15 protein-coding genes are annotated in these 19,101 nt (G+C 72.3%); 7 read left to right on the top strand and 8 right to left on the bottom strand.

What is annotated here, in order from left to right; all coding sequences use genetic code 11:
* The first annotated feature begins 14 nt into the window (after positions 1-14).
* On the top strand, positions 15-269 hold the full coding sequence (locus ACFCV8_RS12930) for a hypothetical protein (protein WP_376685359.1): 255 nt from the start codon (positions 15-17) through the stop codon (positions 267-269).
* 174 nt (positions 270-443) lie between these two features.
* Here ACFCV8_RS12930 and ACFCV8_RS12925 read toward each other — a convergent pair whose 3' ends face one another.
* Positions 444-1,796 (bottom strand): bifunctional folylpolyglutamate synthase/dihydrofolate synthase, encoded by a 1,353-nt coding sequence (locus tag ACFCV8_RS12925; protein WP_376685358.1) that lies wholly within the window; start codon positions 1,794-1,796, stop codon positions 444-446.
* Between the two features lie 541 nt (positions 1,797-2,337).
* On the opposite strand from ACFCV8_RS12925, the gene ACFCV8_RS12920 reads away from it, so the two are divergent.
* Positions 2,338-2,997 carry a DUF4232 domain-containing protein gene (locus ACFCV8_RS12920; protein ID WP_376685357.1) on the top strand — a complete coding sequence of 220 codons (660 nt, stop codon included), beginning with the start codon at positions 2,338-2,340 and terminating at the stop codon, positions 2,995-2,997.
* A 75-nt stretch (positions 2,998-3,072) separates the two neighbouring features.
* On the opposite strand, the gene ACFCV8_RS12915 is transcribed toward ACFCV8_RS12920, so the two are convergent.
* On the bottom strand, positions 3,073-4,386 hold the full coding sequence (locus tag ACFCV8_RS12915; protein ID WP_376685356.1) for a hypothetical protein: 1,314 nt from the start codon (positions 4,384-4,386) through the stop codon (positions 3,073-3,075).
* A 101-nt stretch (positions 4,387-4,487) separates the two neighbouring features.
* Positions 4,488-5,477, bottom strand: a complete 990-nt coding sequence (locus ACFCV8_RS12910; protein ID WP_376685379.1) for an SDR family NAD(P)-dependent oxidoreductase — start codon at positions 5,475-5,477, stop codon at positions 4,488-4,490.
* 234 nt (positions 5,478-5,711) lie between these two features.
* On the opposite strand from ACFCV8_RS12910, the gene ACFCV8_RS12905 reads away from it, so the two are divergent.
* The 5 genes from ACFCV8_RS12905 (at position 5,712) to ACFCV8_RS12885 (ending at position 12,497) form a co-directional block, all read left to right on the top strand.
* A complete protein-coding gene (locus ACFCV8_RS12905) occupies positions 5,712-6,752 on the top strand; it encodes a helix-turn-helix domain-containing protein (protein ID WP_376685355.1) in 1,041 nt (346 codons plus the stop codon).
* Between the two features lie 111 nt (positions 6,753-6,863).
* Positions 6,864-7,271 (top strand): hypothetical protein, encoded by a 408-nt coding sequence (locus ACFCV8_RS12900; RefSeq protein ID WP_376685354.1) that lies wholly within the window; start codon positions 6,864-6,866, stop codon positions 7,269-7,271.
* A 710-nt stretch (positions 7,272-7,981) separates the two neighbouring features.
* Positions 7,982-8,650 (top strand): macro domain-containing protein, encoded by a 669-nt coding sequence (locus tag ACFCV8_RS12895; RefSeq protein WP_376685353.1) that lies wholly within the window; start codon positions 7,982-7,984, stop codon positions 8,648-8,650.
* 160 nt (positions 8,651-8,810) lie between these two features.
* Positions 8,811-10,475, top strand: a complete 1,665-nt coding sequence (locus ACFCV8_RS12890) for an ADP-ribosyltransferase domain-containing protein (RefSeq protein WP_376685352.1) — start codon at positions 8,811-8,813, stop codon at positions 10,473-10,475.
* Positions 10,476-10,919: 444 nt separating this feature from the next.
* Positions 10,920-12,497, top strand: coding sequence for an alpha/beta hydrolase (locus tag ACFCV8_RS12885; protein ID WP_376685351.1), 1,578 nt, complete (start codon positions 10,920-10,922; stop codon positions 12,495-12,497).
* 99 nt (positions 12,498-12,596) lie between these two features.
* Here ACFCV8_RS12885 and ACFCV8_RS12880 read toward each other — a convergent pair whose 3' ends face one another.
* The 5 genes from ACFCV8_RS12880 to ACFCV8_RS12860 form a co-directional block, all read right to left on the bottom strand.
* Positions 12,597-13,937 (bottom strand): cytochrome P450, encoded by a 1,341-nt coding sequence (locus ACFCV8_RS12880; RefSeq protein ID WP_376685350.1) that lies wholly within the window; start codon positions 13,935-13,937, stop codon positions 12,597-12,599.
* A gap of 386 nt (positions 13,938-14,323) precedes the next feature.
* On the bottom strand, positions 14,324-14,749 hold the full coding sequence (locus ACFCV8_RS12875; protein ID WP_376685349.1) for an SRPBCC family protein: 426 nt from the start codon (positions 14,747-14,749) through the stop codon (positions 14,324-14,326).
* A 54-nt stretch (positions 14,750-14,803) separates the two neighbouring features.
* Positions 14,804-15,814: an aldo/keto reductase gene (locus ACFCV8_RS12870; RefSeq protein WP_376685348.1), complete on the bottom strand. Its 1,011-nt coding sequence runs from the start codon at positions 15,812-15,814 to the stop codon at positions 14,804-14,806.
* A gap of 325 nt (positions 15,815-16,139) precedes the next feature.
* Entirely contained in the window at positions 16,140-16,913 is a 774-nt protein-coding gene (locus tag ACFCV8_RS12865) for an SDR family NAD(P)-dependent oxidoreductase (RefSeq protein ID WP_376685347.1), read from the bottom strand.
* 1,051 nt (positions 16,914-17,964) lie between these two features.
* Positions 17,965-19,002 carry a TIGR03571 family LLM class oxidoreductase gene (locus ACFCV8_RS12860; RefSeq protein ID WP_376685346.1) on the bottom strand — a complete coding sequence of 346 codons (1,038 nt, stop codon included), beginning with the start codon at positions 19,000-19,002 and terminating at the stop codon, positions 17,965-17,967.
* Positions 19,003-19,101: the final 99 nt, after the last annotated feature.

Genomic DNA, 19,101 nt, shown 5'->3' with positions numbered 1-19,101 from the left:
AGAAGAGGACACCCATGGCCACGTACGAGACCGAGATCCACACCGGAGGCGGTGGCTGGCAGTCGGACGAACCGCTGTCGCTCAGCATCGTGAACCGCGACGCAGTCGTTCCCGAGGACGGCCGCCCCTCGACCGGAACGACCGTCACATGGAGCGGAGACCAGGGCAACGGCTCCGTCACCTTCTTCGACGAGGGCAGCCGCTTCGAGGGAACCGCCCAGTTCCCCGGTGAAGGCCCCGTCGGCTACCGCGGCCGGGCCCAGGGCTGACCGCGCCTCGTCCCCGCGCACCGGGTGCCGGGAGGAGAAGTCCGCCGGCCCGTCACCGTCGGCCCGTCGTGGGGTGCCCGCACCAGGCACCCCACGACGCCCCGTCAGGGATCCGTTCCCCGGCACTGCCCGCCCGGGTGCCCGGCCCGCGCGACAGACGTCCTGCGTGGGCCCTCACACGGGTTGCAGAGCGAGCGCGGTGCGGGTTTCGCCGATGAGGCGCAGCGAGCCGAGTACGACGATCAGGCCGCCGGGCCCGGCGATGCCCGCGGCCCGGCGCAGCGCCGACGGGGTGTCCTCGGCCGTCAGACACGGCCCCTGGCGGCCGGGGGAGAGGTGGCTGTGCAGGGCGGCGGGGGCTGCTGCCTGGTGCGAGTCGGTGCGGGTGAGGACCAGCGGCCAGTCGGCGGGGAGCGGGGCGAGCATGCCGGAGACGTCCTTGTCGTGCATCGAGGCGAAGACCAGCACGGGCGGGCCCGAGCCGCCGTCGGTACGGGCGTGGCCCCGGATCTCCGGAGCGACGGTCTCGACCCCCTGCGGATTGGTGGCGCCTTCCAGCAGGACACGGCCCGTCCAGCCGTCCAGCCGGGCGTGGGGGACGAGTTCGAGACGGCCGGGCCAGCGCGTGGCCGCCAGCCGTGGGCGGAGCCGTTCATTGTCCGGCTCGCGGATGTGGCCGCGTTCGGCCATCGCGTCCACCGCGGCCATGGCGACCGCGAGGTTGTGATGCTGGTGCGCGCCGGGCAGAGGGCAGGGCAGATCGCGGTGCACGGCGCGGGGAGTGGTGACGTCCACCAGCGTCACCGGACCGCGGCTGCCGTCACGGCCGACCGTGCGGGCGGTGTAGCGGATCTCATGGTCCATGCGCCACACGGACAGCCCGGTCCGTGTCCTGAGCACCTGCTCCGCGCTGGAGGCCGCTTCGGGAGCCAGCCGCCCGAGCACCACGTGGTCCCCGTCCCGCACGGCTTCGATCTTGGCCCGGGCGATCAGGTCCAGGGAACCGCCGAGCAGCCGGGTGTGGTCGAGCCCGACGCCGGTGAGGACCTTCACGTCCAGGCCGAGTTCCGCGGCCGCGGCCCTGCTTCCCCCGATGCTCGCCTCGGCCACCGCCAGGCCGACGCCGGCCCGTCGGAAGTGCACGGCGGCGGTGGTGGCGAAGACGCCCTGGCTCAGGACGGGCAGACCGTGCTGCTCGATCGCACTCCAGACCTCGGCGAACGCCGCGGCGTACTCGGCACGTGTGACAGGAACCCCGTCGATCCGGATCCGCTCTCTGAGCTCCTGCAGATGCGGGCTGGGCAGACTGCCCACCCGCGCGCCGGTCGCGGCCACCGCCGACACCGCGAACGCGCAGGTCGATCCCTTGCCGTTCGTCCCGACCACCAGCATCCCGCGCAGTTCCCGCTCGGGACGGCCCAGCGCCTCCAGCAGCCTGGAGACATTCGCCTGCCGCACCGGCCGGGGAAGTCCGTGGGGGTTCTCGTGCACCTTGGCAAGAATGTCGACGCAGCGTTGGTAATCCACCCACCAGATCATGCCACCGAACGTCACGCACCGAAGGCGAAGAGTGAGGATTCCTGCGTGGCCGCCCCGGCGCCGGACCACTGCTCACCGGCCGTCACCCCGCACCGCGGCCGGGCACGGCCCGGGCCTCTCCGGATCGCGCCCCGCCCGTCTGACGCACCGTCGGAAACCGGGGTGACGTCGGCCGGCCGGTACCGGCAAGGAACCGCCCGTACGAGGCGGTGGCAACGCCGCCCGGCACCGGCAACAGCTCACCGTGGCCGCGCCGTTGGCCGGCGGAACGGCCGGCGGAACGGCCGGGGGCCGGGGGCGCGGCCGGTTGGGTGCGGCGGCACGCATCGAGGATCCGCGGCGGGCGCCCACCGCCCCGGTGCCCGCCTGGAGCGGGCCGATCCGGCAGGGCCGCTCGTGCCCGCGCGAGGTGGTCCGCGGGACCGATGAGCCTGTGACGGAACGAAGACGTCGTGGACGACCGCCTGTGACTCGGTGCGAGATACAAATAATTCCGACCGCACGCACCACGCCGTACTGGGGGAACACCGTGAAGTACACCCGCACCACCGCTCTCGCCGCCGTCGCGGTCGCCGCCGTCTTCTCGCTCACCGCCTGTGGTGGCAGCGACAGCTCCGGGAAGGGCTCGTCCACCAGGAACTCCTCGTCCTCGGAGGGGAGTTCGAAGACGGAGGGTGGCTCGGGCTCCGGCGGCTCGGAGGCCGGCAACGCGAAGCCGGACTCCGGTGAGGACACCGAAGCCCGCGCCGGCACGGCCAACGGCGCGACGAGGACCAGCGGCAAGGTCACCTTCTGCAAGACGAAGGACCTGGCCATCGACGCCGTGGACGCCGCGCCCGACGAGACCTCCGGCAGGATCGACATCACCATGATCAACCGGGGCTCGGCCACCTGCTCGGCCACGGGCTTCGCGGGCGTCGACATCAAGGACGCCGACAACACCTCCAACCCCATCGAGCGCGGCCACGCCCAGCCGCGCGTCACCATCCTGAAGCCCGGCGACGCGGCTGTCTTCGACCTCGCCTACGACATCGACAACAGCGGCGACAGCCTCACGTCCCCGACCGACATCCTGGTGACGCCCCCGAACGAGACCCACACCGTGACCCTGAAGTGGCCCGAGGGCGCGGGGGACATCAAGGGCGCCTACACCGACGTCGAGGTCTACCCCACACACACGACCGAGTAGGCGCGGTGCGCGCGGCCGGGGCCCGGTGGGACGGTGTTGTGACCGCACGGCCCCACCGGGGGACGGGACCTCTCCTCAACCACGCGGTCCCGGCCCCGAACAGGCCTGACCGGCCGCCCCCAGGTATCCCAGGGCCTGGCGGAAGTCATCGAGAGCGGGCCCGAACTCGTGGATGGCGGCGTGGAAGGTCGACCGGTCGATCAGGTTCCTGGCCAGTGCCCGCGCCCCCTTTGCCGGGTCGTGCCGGGACAGCCGGCGGGCCAGGTCCACTCCCTCGTCGAACAGGGAGCGCACCCGCTCGGCGAACAGATGGGTGCGGTGTTCCCAGTAGACGGCGGAGCGGATGGTGAGGGCGTGATGCAGGCGGACCAGTTCGGCCAGGTGCCGGCCCGGGTCCTCATCCGCCCGCGGAGCGAGGGCGTCCACCTTCTCGCGCAGGGCATGACGGCTGTCGAAGTAGCGCTGCCTGGCATCGGGCGACCACCGCATGGGCGTTGCACCCGAAGGGGGATGCGGCCCATCGGACACGGACCGGTCGCTCCCGGAGCCGGAGAGAGCCAGCAGTACCGCCCAGAACGACGCCTGATAGCCACTCCAGGACTTCCGCTCACCGGCATCGGCCAGCTCCGTCAGCAGGACGAGCGCCTCCTGCCGCACGAGCGCCGCCCGCTCGTCCCGGCCATGGGCGTCGAGCATCCGCGCGTACCCGATGAGCGAGAGGAGATGACAGGCCATCAGATCGCGGCCCTCCGCGGCTTCGGCCGCTTCCATGCCGACGAGCGTCTCGAACGCCCGGAGCGCTTCCCCGGAACGGCCCGCGTCATGGAGAGCGGCGATCCACTCCAGGAGTGACCAGGCGAGAGCCCCACTGCGGGGCCCTTGGGGCAGGACCGCCGAGACCAGCTCGGTCATGGCATCGGCGGCCTCGGCGTACCTGCCTTCCTCGGAGAGTCCGGCAGCCCAGTCACCCAGCCCCCTGACCACGGGGTCTCCGGAAAGTTCGGCCTGTGCACGGCCGATGGCGAGCATCTCGGCACGCAGGGCGAACCCTTCGACGCGCCGACCCGAGCGGTACAGCTCTCTCTGGCACGTGTCGAGGGCCTTGTACAGAACATCCGCGCGGGCAGGTTCGGCCGGATCGATGGACCGCGCCACGGCCACCGCCTCCTCGCACAGCTCCACGGAGAGCGCGTGTCTCGTGCCGGAGCTGCTGTCGTAGCTCAGACGTTGCAGCGCCTCGGCCAGGAGCGGCAGGTACGAGGCCGGGCCGACCCGGGCGAGCACCCGGTAGGCGTCGACCTCCTCGCGAGGCGTGCGCGGCCCCGAAGCGAGCAGCACATTGCGTGCCCGCATGACGTCGTCCTGATCGACTTTCCCCGAGTGATTCATGACGGAGATTCTGGGCGCCCCGAAGAGAGCCGAACAAGGCTCCTCACCTGTGCTGTTCCTCCTACGAAAACACCCACTGACCTGTCATGATGGATGTGACATCACTTTCCCGGGGCGGGCTCCGCGACCCCGGCCGCCCGGAGCCCGGGCCACCCGGGGACGGCGCTGGAGCCGATGCCGGTCAGATCGCAGCTGGCGTCCCACAACCGCGCCGGGACCAAGGGATCGGCGAGGTGGCTCCACACCGGTTCGCGCCGGGGCTCGCCGCGCAGGCCGAAGACACGCGGCCCCCACAGCTGGCCTCCCCGTACCGCCGGGTCGAGCACCGCCCGGACCGCGGACCACGCACCGGCGTGCTTGCCCTGGAGGAGGAGGGACGCGGGCGCGGCGGACAGCCGTGCGCCGGCCGTCCGCACATGGACCAACGGCCGTGACGGGGTGAGGGAGTCCAACGCGCCGCCGGGATGGACCACCACGCTCGCCACCGTGCTGCCGACGGCACGCAGACGGCGGTCGAGCTCGACGCCGAAGTACATCTGAGCCAGCTTGGAACGGCCGTAGGCGCGCTTGGGCCGGTAGTCCTTCCGGGACTGCAGGTCGTCCAGGTCGAGCCGCTCGGACTTCGCCGCGAAGCTGCCCATGGTCACGACGCGGGCCGCCGGCGCGGCCGACAACAGCGGCATCAGCCACCGGGTCAGCGCGAAATGCCCGAGGTGGTTCGTGCCGAACATCAGCTCGTTGCCGTCACCGGTCTCGACGCGCGGCGGGTCGTCGAGCGCCACGCCGGCGTTGTGCACCACCGCGTCCAGACGCTCCACCCCCAGCGACTCCACCACCGCCCCGAGCGACGAGAGATCGGCGAGGTCCATACGAACGGCCCGCACCCGCGAACCGGGGACACGCCCACGGATCGACGCCAGGGCTGCCTCGGCCCTGCCGGGATCCCGGCAGCCGAGCACGACGGTGGCCCCGGTCGCCGACAACTGCTCCGCGACGAAGTACCCGATACCGGCGTTGCCGCCGGTGACCAGGAAGACGCGGCCGTCAGCACCGGGCAGCCGTCGGACATCCCAGGGCGGGGCAGAGGACATGGACACCATGGCGGCGGGGCTCCTTGCTACGGAATGGGGACTGCGGCTGCCCCCTCGGGCAGCTCGCCCCCACGCTTCCAACGGTCACCGACACATCGCCTACGGGCCACCGACAGCCCCGCCCGACAGCCGATGCCCCGCCGACGCGGCCCTGCCCCGCACACCACCGAGCGGAACGCCCGCCGACAGGAGGACAGTTGCCGCGCCACGGGTGCCACGCCCATGATGGTGACCATGTCGCAGGAGCAGGTGCCGGCAGGCAGCCGGGATGCCGGTGCCCCGGTCTCGCTGTCGAGCGGCGAACTGCCCCGGGGCGACAGGTTCGAGTGGTTCGTCGAGCTGGTGAGGGAGAACGTCGCGCCCTTCTCCCTCAGCAGTGCGCACGCCCACGGCTTCGAAGCCCGCGTCACCGTGGCGGACCTGGGTACCGTTCAGGTCGCTCACCTCGTCTTCGAATCGCTCCGGGCCGCACGGACACTGCGCCACATCAGACGCGACGACCCGGAGACGTATCAGCTCGCCCTGATCGACGGCAGTCCGATGATCACCCGGCAGCACGACAACGAGGCCGAGATCGCCACGGGCAGCCTGGTGCTCTTCGACACCTCCCACCCCCTGGACACCCTCGTTCCGGACGAACGGGGGCAGGGCCGCGTCACGCTGTTACGGATCCCCAGGGACGTCCTTCCGCCGGCCGCCGGCCGGATCGACCGGGTCCTGGCCCGGCAGCTCGTCCCGACCGGAGTGACCGGTCAGGTTCTCTGCCAGTACCTGACCACCGTCCGGGACCGTGCGGCCGAACTCGGCACGGGCGAACGACTACGCCTGGGAACGATCGCGGTCGATCTCGCCGCCGCGTTCCTCGCCGAACACTCCGACACCCAGCACCTGCAATCGCCGGAGTCCCACCGGCAGGTCCTCCGTACACGGATCGACTGCTACATCGAGAGCAACCTCGGCAGCGCGGACCTGACCGCCGCTCACCTCGCCGCGCACCATCACATATCCCTCCGCTCGCTCCACCGGCTCTTCGAGGACCGGTCGGAGACCGTGGCGGCATCGATCCGGCGGCGCCGCCTGGAGCGCTGCCGTGCCGATCTCGCGGACCCGCGGCTGGCCGGGTACCCGATCGCCGCCCTGGCGGCCCGCTGGGGATTTCCCGCACCCGCCGAATTCAGCCGCGCCTTCCGGACGGCGTACGGGCTCAGTCCCCGCGCCTTCCGGCACCGCGCCGGATCCGGCGACGCTCCTCATGCGGCACCTTTGGCCAAGTAGCCCGGCACGCAGGGCCAAGTGCCCTGCCCGGGCCGCCACCAGGATGTGAATCCGCTTCAGGAGACACATCCGGTCCTCGAACGGCCGACGGACCGGAGAACGGGAGGAACCATGCAACGCACCGGACGGACCACCGGCGATGCCGACCCGTCGCCCGTCAGCCGACGGGCGACCCCGGTGAAACACCTCGCCCGCCTCTTCGCCGTACTGGCGGTCGCCCTGGCGACAGCCGTGGGAGTGACGTCGCCGGCCTCGGCCGAGAGCAGGGTCATCACGGGCGCCTACGGCTATTTCGACCCGGGGAAGGTCATGTTCGGCCTGGGCGACACCGAACCCGACGGCCACACCGTATTCATCAGCTGGCACGTGGACACCTACTGGGACGAGTTCGAGAACGACACGGGCAACGGCACGTGGAAGGACGTCTACCTTCCCTACGACTGGCCCGGCGCGCTCCTGGAGTGGAAGGTCTGCGTCACCCGCGTCCGCTGCTCCTCATGGGTGCAGGAACGCCTGTAGACGGCCGGTCGCTTGCTGCCGTCTCCGGCATGCGGCACCCGGTCCGGCGCGTACCGACGGTGCCGGAGCGGCACAGGACACGGGGGAGAACGGGGAGGCGGATCTCGCCGCTCCGGCGATCGGGCTGCTCACGGGGGGCAGTGACGAGCTCCGGGCAGGAGAGAAGCCACCGGCGTCGTCCGGCCCGTGCGGGAACGGCCGGCCACGGCACTACAGGGGCGGGCGGTGCCGGCAGGAGTGACGGCCGCGCCCGGTGACGAAGGCGCCCGCCGGGAGGCGGAGCGGGCCCTCCGTGCAAAGCTGCGGGCGTACCCCTGGGCTTCGGCAGACCCTGGCGGCGCGTCGCAACGAGGCTGAAGCCCCGTCCCGGCCCTGACGGGGCCGGCCCGGCGCGGCAGCCGTCCGACGCGTTCGCGGCCGACCCGGGGCGAAGCGCGCCGCGCGGGACGGGCGGTCCGCGCCGCCGAAGCCGCCTGCCCGCCGCCCGGGATGCTCCCACGGGACCTGCCCGCCTTCCGGAACACCATCCTCCTCGCTCCCGGCGGCCCGGGCCGCAGGCCCTTGAACCGGGACCCACGGCTTCCGTGAGCCCGGCACTTCCGGCACCCCGTCCCTCCCTCCCCGCTCGAACAGCCTGGTCGAACGGCGTTGTCAGTGGTGCGCGGTAGCTTCGGAGTTGTTCGGGATCACTGGATGGGAGAAGTGAATTCGTGGGTTTCAGGCATGCGTTGGACGTCGTCCTGGTCGATGTCAATGACGAGGTGGTGACGGCCTGGCGGTCCGCGTTCGCGGACACGCCGGAGGTCGGGATCAGGCGGGGTTCCCTTCTCGATGTGGATGCGGACGCCTGGGTTTCCCCCACCAACGAGCGCGGCCGGATGGACGGTGGGGTCGACGCCGTCGTCAAGCGGTACCTCGGTGCGGGCATCCAGGTGCGGGTGCAGCGGGCGATCCGTGACCGGTTCGGCGGACGGCTGCCGGTGGGCAGCGCGGTGTGCGTCCCGTCCGGGGCGGACACACCCCGGTACCTGATCTCGACACCCACCATGCGCCAGTCGTCGCAGAACGTCAGCCACACCATGAACGTGGCGCTGGCCTGCGCGGCAGCCTTCCAGGCCGTGCATCTGCAGAACCGGGCGAAGCCGGGCAGCATCCGGTCGGTGGCCCTCGTAGGGATGGGCGCGCAGACCGGGCAGGTGCCCGCGAAGGTGTGCGCCAACCTGATGTGGACGGGCTACACCCTCTTCCACGACCACGGCTTCGCGGACTACGACGAGTTGCGGGCCGCCGTGCTGGGGCAGCTCGACGACATCGAGGGAGCGGGGTCCGCGCGGCGGGTCCGGATCAACGTGCCGCAGCGGCCTTCCTTTCGTCACTGACACGAAATCCGTCACCGATCCGAAGCCCGTCACCGACCCGAAGACCTCGCAGGCCGGTGCCGCCCAGAACGCGGACACCGGCAACGAGCCCGCCGCACCTGTTCAGCATGCCGGGGCGCCCGCGAAGGCGTCCGGCCCGAGTACCGGGAGTTCCACCCTCGTGAGTGATGCCGACGTGACGGCCGCGGGCGATGCCGGATCCCCGGCCAGTGATCCGCTGGACCTGGCCGGCCTGTTCACCGGTGGCGGCGAGCCGTGGCTGCCGCTGCTCGGACCGGTGATCGAGGCGCAGCCGGGAGCCGCCGACTTCATCGGCCCGAAGCGCAGCCCGGAGGTCGTTCCGGTGCGCGAGCTGACCTTCCAGGCACTGAAGCCGCATCCGCCGGAGAAGTGGAAGGTGGTCGTCTTCGGACAGAACCCCTATCCGCGGGCGGAGAGCGCGACCGGCATCGCGATGTTCGACAACACCTTCAACAACTGGAAGGACAGTCAGTTCGGCCGGGTCGTCAGCATCCGCTGCCTCATCAAGGCGGCCGCGATGTGGAAGTACGGCATAGCCAAGAAGACCCCGATCGCCGATGTCCGTGCCCTGCTGAAGAAGGAGGACACGGTCCAGCCGCCCGAGTGGTTCCAGGCGATGCTCACCCAGGGCGTACTGCTGCTGAACGCGTCCCTCACGGCGAGCACGGACGGCGCGATGCCGACCGACCGGCACACATCGTTCTGGCGCCCCGTGACCGAGCAGATCCTCGAGGAGATCCTCCGGGCGAAGCAGGACGCGGCGGAGGAGGACGACCGGGGAGTGGTGTTCGCCTGGTGGGGCGCGCACGCCCGGAGCCTGAAGAGGGTCGTCCAGCGGCTGGAGAAGAAGTACCCGGGGGTGCAGGTCCGCCACCTGGACCACGCCAATCCGGCCGCACAGGGGGATCTGTTCTGCGAGGGCGACCACTTCGCCCAGGTGAACGACGCCCTGGCGGCGGTGGGAGCCGAGCCGGTCGACTGGCTGCCGCAGAAGGGCTGGGACCGGGGGACGGGCAAGACCGGCGGGCCGGAAGGGGGCGACGTCGCACAGCGGATGGGCGCGTTCATCACGTCCACGATGGAGTTGCACCAGCTGTATCTGGAGCGGCTCACCAGCGTCAAGGACGAGGGCCTCGCCCTGCCGCCCGTCACCGGAGTCTTCGACACACCGCTGATGGACTTCCGGAAGGCCGTCGAGCCGGTCTCGCAGGTGCTCGCGAACCTGGACCGGCACATCGACCTGTCGAGCCGCTTCGGAGAGACGAAGGCCGCGGAAACGACGGCCGCGGGCGCGCAGCCGGGGGACGTCGCGGGCACCTTGTCGGCCGACGCGATCTCGGCCCTCTACCTGTACACCTGCGAGTCCGGCTTCTACCGCGAGATCAACGCCGTGCTGCGCTCCTCGGACCGCGAACGCGTGGTGCCGTACCTGCCGTACCTGCGGTTGCTGTTCTCGGCGATGGAGGCGCTGCCGGCGCGGACACGGCCGCTGTGGCGTGGTGTGGCGCTGGACCTGCGGTCCCAGTACCCGCTGGGGCGGACGGTGACGTGGTGGGGCGTGTCCTCGTGCACGTCCGAGCTGGGTGTGGCCCGCGCGTTCCTCGGCGGACGCGGCCGGCGGACGCTGTTCGAGGTGACACCCGCGCGAGCGGTGGGGATCCGGCGGTTCTCCGCGTTCACGGGGGAGGAGGAGTACATCCTCGCGCCGGGGACACAGCTGAAGGTGACGGAGGTGAAGGCCGAGCGCGGCGGCCTGTGCACCGTGCGGCTGACCGAGCTGGAGGGAGCCGGCCTGGTCTCGTGACGCGGCGGCCCCGCCCCGGTGAAGGATCTTCCGGGGCGGGGCCCTCCCCGTGCCCGCGACCCCGCCCGGCCCTGTTCCGTGACGGCCCGCGGAGACACGATGCCGGGGCCATGACGCGCCGCACCGCGCCGCCACGCCGCCGCACCGCAGGAGGCGTCACCGGCTCACCGAACCGCTCCCCGGACACCTCGGCCGCGGGCCCGGGCATGGCCAACCGGCCCATGGGGCTTCCTGCTTGACGTTCCCCCATGCCGTACCCCGCCGTGTCCGGGCACGGGCGGTGGTACACAGGGCGTACGCCGACGGCCCGACCTGATGCACCTGACGTACCACCGGTTCATGCCGCACGGCGATGCGGCCGGGCGGGGTGCGTTGAAAGGCTCGACCGGCACGGCCCGGACACTCTCCGGGCCGGCCGTGTCCGTCACCGTCAGGAGAAGCACCATGATCACCCCCGGCACCGCCGTGAGGCGCGCCTCGGCCGCAGGACTCGTCCTCGCTGCCGGCCTCACCACCGGCCTGGTCACCGCGCCCGCCGCGCCCGCCGCGACGCCCGCATCCGCCGACGCGGCCCCTGCGGCCGGGCTCGGCCGCTACTACCAGCAGCGCCCCCACTGGCACGGCTGCACCCAGAACGCGGACGACGAGACGGGCCGCGCCCTCGACGCCGCGGGCGCACGCTGCGCGGACGTGACCGTACCGCTCGACTACAGCAAGCCCCGCGGCAGGGCCATCACCGTCGCCATATCCCGTCTGAAGGCCACCGACACCCGCCACCGGATCGGCTCCCTCCTGATCAACCCGGGCGGCCCGGGCGGCCCGGCCCTCGGCACGGGGCTCCTCGTGCGCCCCATGATGAAGGAGACCGGCGCCCGCTACGACCTCATCGGCATGGACCCGCGCTTCACCGGCCGCAGCACCCCCCTGGACTGCGGCCTGACCTCCGGCCCCGGCCTGCTGTCGGCCGGCCCCGACCGGGCCGGCTTCGACCGCCAGACGGCCCGCGCTAAGGACGTCGCACAGCGGTGCCGCACCACCAACGGCCCGCTCCTGCCCCACGTCACCACACGCAACACCGCCCGCGACATCGACGTCGTCCGCAGCGTCCTCGGCGAGCGGAAGATCTCCTACCTGGGCTTCTCCTACGGCACCTACCTGGGCACGGCCTACACCCAGATGTTTCCCAAGCGCTACGACCGGGTCGTCCTCGACAGCGCCCTGGACCCCGACCGCTACAACCCCCGCCTCCTCAAGGGAGCCGACGCGGAGAACGAGAAGGCGTACGACGACTGGGCCGACTGGACGGCCGCGCGTGACGCCACCTACGGCCTCGGCCGCACCCGCCAACAGGTGCGCGCCACTCTCGACGGCGTGATCGCCGCCTCCACCCGCGAACCGCTGACCGTCGGCACCGCCCCCGACGTCTTCCGCCTCGACAACAGCCAGGTCCCCGCCCTGCTCTTCACCGAGCTCGCCGACGAGACCGAACCGGCACGCGCCTCCCTGGCCGAGCACATGGCCCTGCTCGCCCGGGCCGCCGAAGGCCGCCCCACCACCCTGCCGCCCGCCTTCGCCGCCCTGATGCGCAGCGTGTTCACCCCTGCCGGTTCCCCCGTCGCCAGCGCCCAGACCGCGATCCTGTGCGGCGACGTCGCCGCCCCGCGCGACCCCGAGACGTACTGGCGCGACATCGAGAGCGGCCGCGCCGCCCACCCGCTGTTCGCCCCGCTGACCGAGAGCATCACCCCGTGCGCCTTCTGGGACCGCCCCCGCGAGGCACCCGTCCGGGTCAGCCACGACACCCGGGCCCTGATCGTCGCCTCCACCGGTGACCCCCGCGTCCCCTACACCAACAGCGTCGCCCTGCACGACCGTCTGCCCAGCTCGCGCCTCCTCACCCTCAACGGCGCCAACCAGCACGTCAATTACGGCGCCTACGGCAACGCCTGCATCGACTCCACCGTCAACTCCTACCTCGCCACCGGCCGCCTCCCCGCCCGCGACCGCACCTGCGCCAAGTAACCCGGCCGCGCCAAAAGACCGCGACAGCACGCGCCACGGGCCCTCGCCCCGGAGCCCGTCCGGAGCCTCCGGGGCGAGCACGGCCCGGCCCGTGAGGGATCAGCGGGAGGCCCGCTCGGCCAGTTGCAGGGTGAGGCCGTGGGGCTCCAGATGGAGCCGGGGCCGCGGGCGTACGGAGCCGGGGACGGGCCGCGGGCGCCAGGAGCGGACGATGGAGGCGAGGGACAGGGTCAGGTCCATGAAGGCGAGTTCGTAGCCGATGCACTTGGACGCCCCCGCCCCGAAGGGCAGCCACCCCTGGGTGCGGTGCGGGTCGCGCCCGTCCCACCGGTGAGGGTCGAAGTTCTCCGGGGCGGGGAACAGATCGGGGCGGTGGTGCAGCACATAGGGGCTCAGCAGCACCTGCGCGCCGGCCGGAATCCGCCACGGACCGACGACGGTGTCCTTGACGGCCACGCGCGGGAAGATCCAGCTGGGGTCACGCCGCCGCAGGACCTCGGCGACGACGCCCCGGGTCAGGGGAAGCCGGTCCATCACCTCGGCCACCGGGCACCCCTGCTCCAGGCCGGTGACGGCCTGCGCCTCCTGCGCCACCGCGGCGTCCAGCCCGGCGTCCCGCGAGAGCTGGTACAGGGCCCAGGCGTGGCCGACGGCGTTGGCCGTCACCCCGCCCAGGAGCACGGTCATGGCGGTGTCGCGCACCTCCCGGTCGCTGAGCGGGTCGCTGTCGGCGGAGGTGGTGAACATGGACATCAGGTCGCCGTGGTCCTCGCCGTCCTCACGGTAGGCGGCGATCTCCTCGTCCAGGAAGCGCAGCAGCGCGGCTTCGCATCTGCGGTAGCGGTGATTGCGCACCGTGGGCAGCCGGTTGAGGCCGGGGGCGATCATGCGCAGAACGGTCTGGTGGTCGACGAAACCGGTGACGGCCTTCCGCAGCCCCGCCACCTCGGTGCCGAACTCCCGGCGGGCGAACATCGTCGCGAGGTTGGAGTGAATGGCCAGCGACCGCATCTGCGCGAGCACGTCCAGCACCTGCCCGTGGCGCCAGCCGGCGGTGAAAGCACGCACCTGGCTCCGGATGGTGCGGGCGTAGCCGGTCATCCGGTCCGTGTGGAAGGCGGGCTGGGCGAGCCGGCGGAGCCGCTTGTGCTGTGACAGGGGGCAGGTGGCCATGCCGTCTCCGACGACGGACCGCATGTTCTCGTAGAACACGCCCCCTTTGTCGAAACCGTGGTCGGCGTTCCTGAGGACCTGCTGGGCCGCCTGGGGTGAGCACACCACGTAGGTCGGGGTCCGGCCGAAGCGGAGCTCCACGACATCGCCCTGGCGCGGCAGCGCGGCCAGAAGGGCCAGGGGGTCGGTGAGCAGGGGCATGAGGTGCCCCAGCAGCGGCAGACCGCCCGGTGCGGTGGGCGGCCTCTGGGGGGTCGGCGGAAGCACGGGCGGTTCCTTTCGCGTCGTGGGAAGGAGCGCGCACGTTCGGCTGGTGCGCGGGCGGCACGGGGCGGATGCGACGGCCCCGCCCGGTGCCTTCGCCGTGCCGGACCAGCGGTGTCGTACCGAGTGCCGCCGGTGGGGCGGTCACGGCTCCTTCCCGGGCGAACGGTGCGACGACCACGGTGCGCGGCACGGCAATCGGTGGACGCCCACTGGCTACCCCGGCCACCGGACGGAACGCCTTGCCCCGGGGGCGCGCGGGCGCACTTTGCGCCTGCCCGCTCACGCCGGGGCCCGCCGGCCGCCCGATACGCCCGGACGCACCGCAGCCCGGGTGCGTGGAGGCGTACCCGGGCTGTGCGGCTGGATGCGGTGGTGACTCCGGGGTGTCAGGCGGAGAGGGTCTTGTGGAGGGCGTCGAGGCCGTCGGCGTAGATGCCGGTGAAGAGGTCGACGACTTCCTGGTCGGTGGCGGTGCCCTTGGGGTGGAAGCGGCCGGACCACTGGACCTCGGCGACGTCGTCGCGGCCGGGGACGGTGTGGACGCGGATGGTGGAGACGTATCCGTCGTCTACCGGGAACGGGGCCTGGAGGATGGCGTAGCTGTACTGGCGTTCGGTCTCGTTGAAGTCGACGAGGCGTTCGATGATGACTTCGCCCTCGGGGTTCTTCAGGCGGCGGACCCGGCCGCCCTCGACGGCGACACTCTCGGGGATGTAGGGGAGCCAGTCGGGCAGGGCGTCGAAGCCGCCGATGAGGGCCCAGACCTTGTCGGGGGAGGCGGGGACGATACGGGAGACGGACGTGGAAGCCATGGTGGAACTCCTGCTTACTGCGTGTGGGGGGAGGTGGGGGGTGTGGGGTGTGGGTCAGGCGTTGTTGGGGAGCGGGGCGGCCGGGCTGACCAGGCCGGCGGTGCGCAGGTCGTGCCAGAACGCGGCCGGGATCTTCTCGTTGAGGGCGGCGATGTCCTCGGCGATGCGGCTGGGCTTGGTGGCGCCGGGGACGACGGCGGCGGAGACCGGGTGGGCCAGGGAGAACTGGAGGGCTGCGGCCTTGATGGAGATGCCGTGCTTAGCGGTGAGTTCCTTGAGGCGGTTCACCTTCGCGATGATCTCGGCGGGGGCCTTCTGGTACTCGAAGTGGGCGCCGCCGGCGAGGATGCCGGAGCTGTAGGGGCCGCCGACGACCATGCCGACGCCCTGCTCCTGAGCCATGGGCAGCAGGCGCTGCAGGGCGTGCTCGTGGTCCAGGAGGGTGTAGCGGCCGGCGAGGAGGAAGCCGTCGGGCTTGGGCTCGTCCAGGGCGAGGGTCATCTCGATCGGCTCGGTCTTGTTGACGCCCAGGCCCCAGGCCTTGATGACGCCCTCGTCCCGCAGGCGGGACAGGACACGGAAGGCGCCGGTGCGGGCCTCCTCGAACTTCTGCACCCACAGGTCGCCGTGGAAGTCCTGCGCGATGTCGTGGACCCAGACGATGTCCAGGCGGTCGACGCCCAGGCGCTTCAGCGAGCCCTCGATGGAACGCTCGGTGGCCTCGGCGGTCCACTCGTGCAGCATCTTGTTCGGGTTGCCGTGCTCGAAGATCCCGCCCTTCTCACCCAGGTCGCGGGCCCCCTCCTCCACCTCGTCGAGGATGACCCGGCCGACCTTGGTCGACAGGACGTACTCGTCGCGCGGCCTGGCGGACAGGACCTCGCCCAGACGCTGCTCGGAAAGGCCGGACCCGTAGAACGGGGCGGTGTCGAAGTAGCGGATGCCCTGGTCCCAGGCGGCCTCGACGGTGGCGCGGGCCTCCTCGTCGGGAATCGCGCGGAACATGTTGCCGAGCGGAGCCGTACCGAAACCGAGACGACCGGGAAGGATGTTCTTGAGGGACATGACGATGCCTTTTCGATCAGTGGAACCGGGGTGGGGATCCCCGGCACGGGGACGAGGCATGAGTGGGAACGGATGCCTCCGTGGTCGGCGGCTCTGCCGGCGGAACCATGCGGCGGATGCGCGGTGGCGTCCTGCTGGGGCCGGGCTGTGCATTTAGATGCATGAGCGCCTTATGTGTAAGAACAATAATTGCAGACGCCGGATAATGCAAGGGGGTGCGTTGGGACCCCACAGGACGCGGCGGGCCGGCACGGCGGATCACCCCGCGCACGCGTCGGATACGAGCCGTCCGGCACGGGACCGGCCGCCGTGCCGGGCACCCGTTTCAGGGAACGATCGTGGGGACGACGCCGCCGTCGGCGCCGAGCGCCCGGCCCGTGGTCGCCGAGGCCTGCTCCGACGCCACGTACGTGATCATGCTGGCCACCTCGTGGGGGCGGATCAGGCGTTTGAGCAGCGACGAGGACGCACGGTTCTCGGCCAGGTAGCGCCGCTCCTGCTCACCGGCGTCTAGACCGGGATAGAGCTCGTCGAACATGGCCAGCACGCCGTCACTCATCGTCGGCCCGGGCAGCACGCAGTTCACCGTGACCCCGGTGCCGGCGACCTCCTGGGCCATGCCGCGGGACACGGCCAGCTGCGCCGTCTTGGTCATTCCGTAGTGGACCATGTCCGTCGGCGGCTGGAAGCCGGCCTCGCTGCTGACGAAGATCACGCGACCCCACCCGCGCCGGGCCATCCGCGGCGCGTAGTGGCGTGCCAGGCGCACGCCGGAGAGCACGTTGACCTCGTAGAGGCGCAGCCAGTCCGCATCGGGGATCTCGAACACGGGCTTGGTCTCGAAGACGCCGGTGTTGTTGACCAGGATGTCGACCTCGGGCAGCTGCCGGACCAGGTCGGCCGTTCCTTCGGCGGTCCCTACATCGGCCGTGATGCCGCGCCCGCCGATCCGCTCCGCCGTTTCGGCGACGCGGCCGGCGTTACGGCCGTTGACCACGACATCGGCCCCGGCGGAGGCCAGCGCCCGCGCGGTGGCTTCGCCGATTCCCGCGGTCGACCCGGTGACCAGGGCGACACGTCCGCTGAGATCGATCTGCATCGGGTGAGTACCTCTCCAGAAGTGGTGGCGGCCCATCGGTGGCGGACCGTGTCCGATTCGTTCCCGCGCCGCCCCGCCCGCGGCGGCGGGCGCCGGTGAAGTGCGCGTCGCCCCGCCGATGACCATGCCGCCCGGCTGCGGGGCGAATCCCCCGACGGCCACGGCGGTGGCCCGACCGGTCCTCACCGTGGCCGGCGGCCCGCGGGGACGTTCCGGCGCCGGCACGAACTCCCGCGGCGGCTTCGCCGGTACGAACGAGCCCGCGCGGCCGCCCCTCCCGGTCAGGCCCCCGTCCGACCCGGGGGAAGCCGTGCGCCGCGGCCGTGAAGCCCTCGCGGGCCGGGTTCCGCGCCGCGGCGGCCCGTGACCGGCAGCACCTGCCACACCATCCGGGTGTACGCCTCCATGCCCTGCGCCTCCTTCCTCGCCCTTCTCGGAAAGCCCGAGGTCTTCGCACTGCGGCTCGCCGGGCCGGACAGCGGGGCGGCGCAGGCATGCGCACGGGCGCCGTGGACAGCCGGAACAAACAATTGCCGTCGGAGTGCGGGGCCGCACGGCGAACGCGGGCCCCGGCCGGCCGTGTCCGTCCGCAAGAGGTGCCGTCCGGCGTGCGATCACAGGGCGGCGGGAGGCCGCTCGCAGCGGACGCGCACGGGTGCTCCGGCAGCGGGGTGGGGCGCCGCGGCCGTTGCCGCGCATCCGCCCGGGATCGCGGGACGGCCCTTGGCCCGTTCAGGTGCTCCCGGAACGGGGCGGCGGGGTGCACGGGCCGGGCCGGGCCGTACGGTTCGAGGAGCCGTGCCGGTGACGGGGCCGAAACCTGTGACGGGGCCGGCCCGGACGTGCGGCCTGGCCGAACCGGGCCGGGCGGGGTCCGGGCGTCGGCCACGGCCGGTGGCGGCGGTCGCGGTGCTCTCCGGGCCGTTCAGGACGGCGCTCTGCCGACGGCGCGTTCCCGGCCCGGCCGCGGTGGTGCCTCTCCGGGGCGGCTACGGCCGACGGCGTCCGGAGGGAGCCCGGCACCCCCGTACTCGGGCGAGCGCTGCCCGGCTCAGGAAGCGACCGGGCCGGCGGCGTCGGTCCCGGCCGCCGTGCCGGGGGAGGGGAAGTGCGGCAGGACCGTTTCGGCGAGCTCGTGGAGAACCTCTTCCACGGGGCGGTTGCCGGGACGGAGGTTGAAGGAGACATGGGCGACGCCGAGTTCGCCCATCGCCCGCAGATGATCGATCAGGGCCTGGCGGCCGGTGCGCAGCCCGAGCCGGATCGGGGTCGCCGCTGTGGAGGGCGACTCGGTGAGGTCCAGCTGCATGGGAGTGAGGTACGGCTTGGACGTGCCGGCGGTCAGTTCCTGCCACTCCCGTGTCCTGAGGCGCAGGGCCTCCAGCGGGCGCGGGTAGTTGAGGGACGCGTCCGCGTTCCGCGAGATCCACTCGGCCGACTGCTGGGCGTGTCCGGCGATGGCGAGAGGCACGGACGGGCCCGTCGGCTTGGGCAGGACGTCCAGACGGCGGTCGGCGCCGAGACCGAGCCCGGGCAGTTCCATGCCCGCGTCGTCGGTGTGCCGCGCCCACGCGGCACGCAGGATCTCCACGCCCTTGCGGAACGTGGCGCCGCGACCCTGGAAGTCCTCCCCGAACAGGGGGTACTCGACGGGCCGGTCCCCGCTCGCGAGGCCGAGGACGAACCGGCCGCCGGAAAGCACGTCCACCGTGGCGGCGGCCTTGGCGACCAGCAGCGGCTGCCGCAGCGGCAGGACGACGGCCGCGGTCCCGAGCACGGCCCGCTCGGTCACGGCCGCGAGGTGCCCGAGGTGTGTGAACGTCTCGAAGACGGAGCCGGCGTCACCGAACTGTTCGGGATCGTAGAGGGGAACGTCCCGCACCCAGAGCCCGGCGAAGCCCAGCCGGTCCGCCAGACGGGCGAGTTCGGCATGACGGGTCAGATCCGGGACGCCGAAGGGGCGGCCCGCGGCCCGGTCGGCACGCAGCCGGGTCGCGCCCCAGTCGTTGTCGAGGGGCAGCTCGAGACCCAGGGTCGGAAGGTTCGAGGCGTTCACGAGCCGGTCCAGGGCGGTGGGGGCGACGGACATGACAGACACAACTTTCGCGAGAGCGGCGACGGCGCGGAGGTACGGGAGTCGGGCTCGCGGGGGCGGGGACCTGCCGTCCACGCCCGCGCGGGCCGTGGC

It is taken from the genome of Streptomyces sp. NPDC056347, from assembly GCF_042262625.1.
Classification (GTDB): domain Bacteria; phylum Actinomycetota; class Actinomycetes; order Streptomycetales; family Streptomycetaceae; genus Streptomyces.
This window is presented reverse-complemented; position numbering and strand designations above follow the sequence as displayed.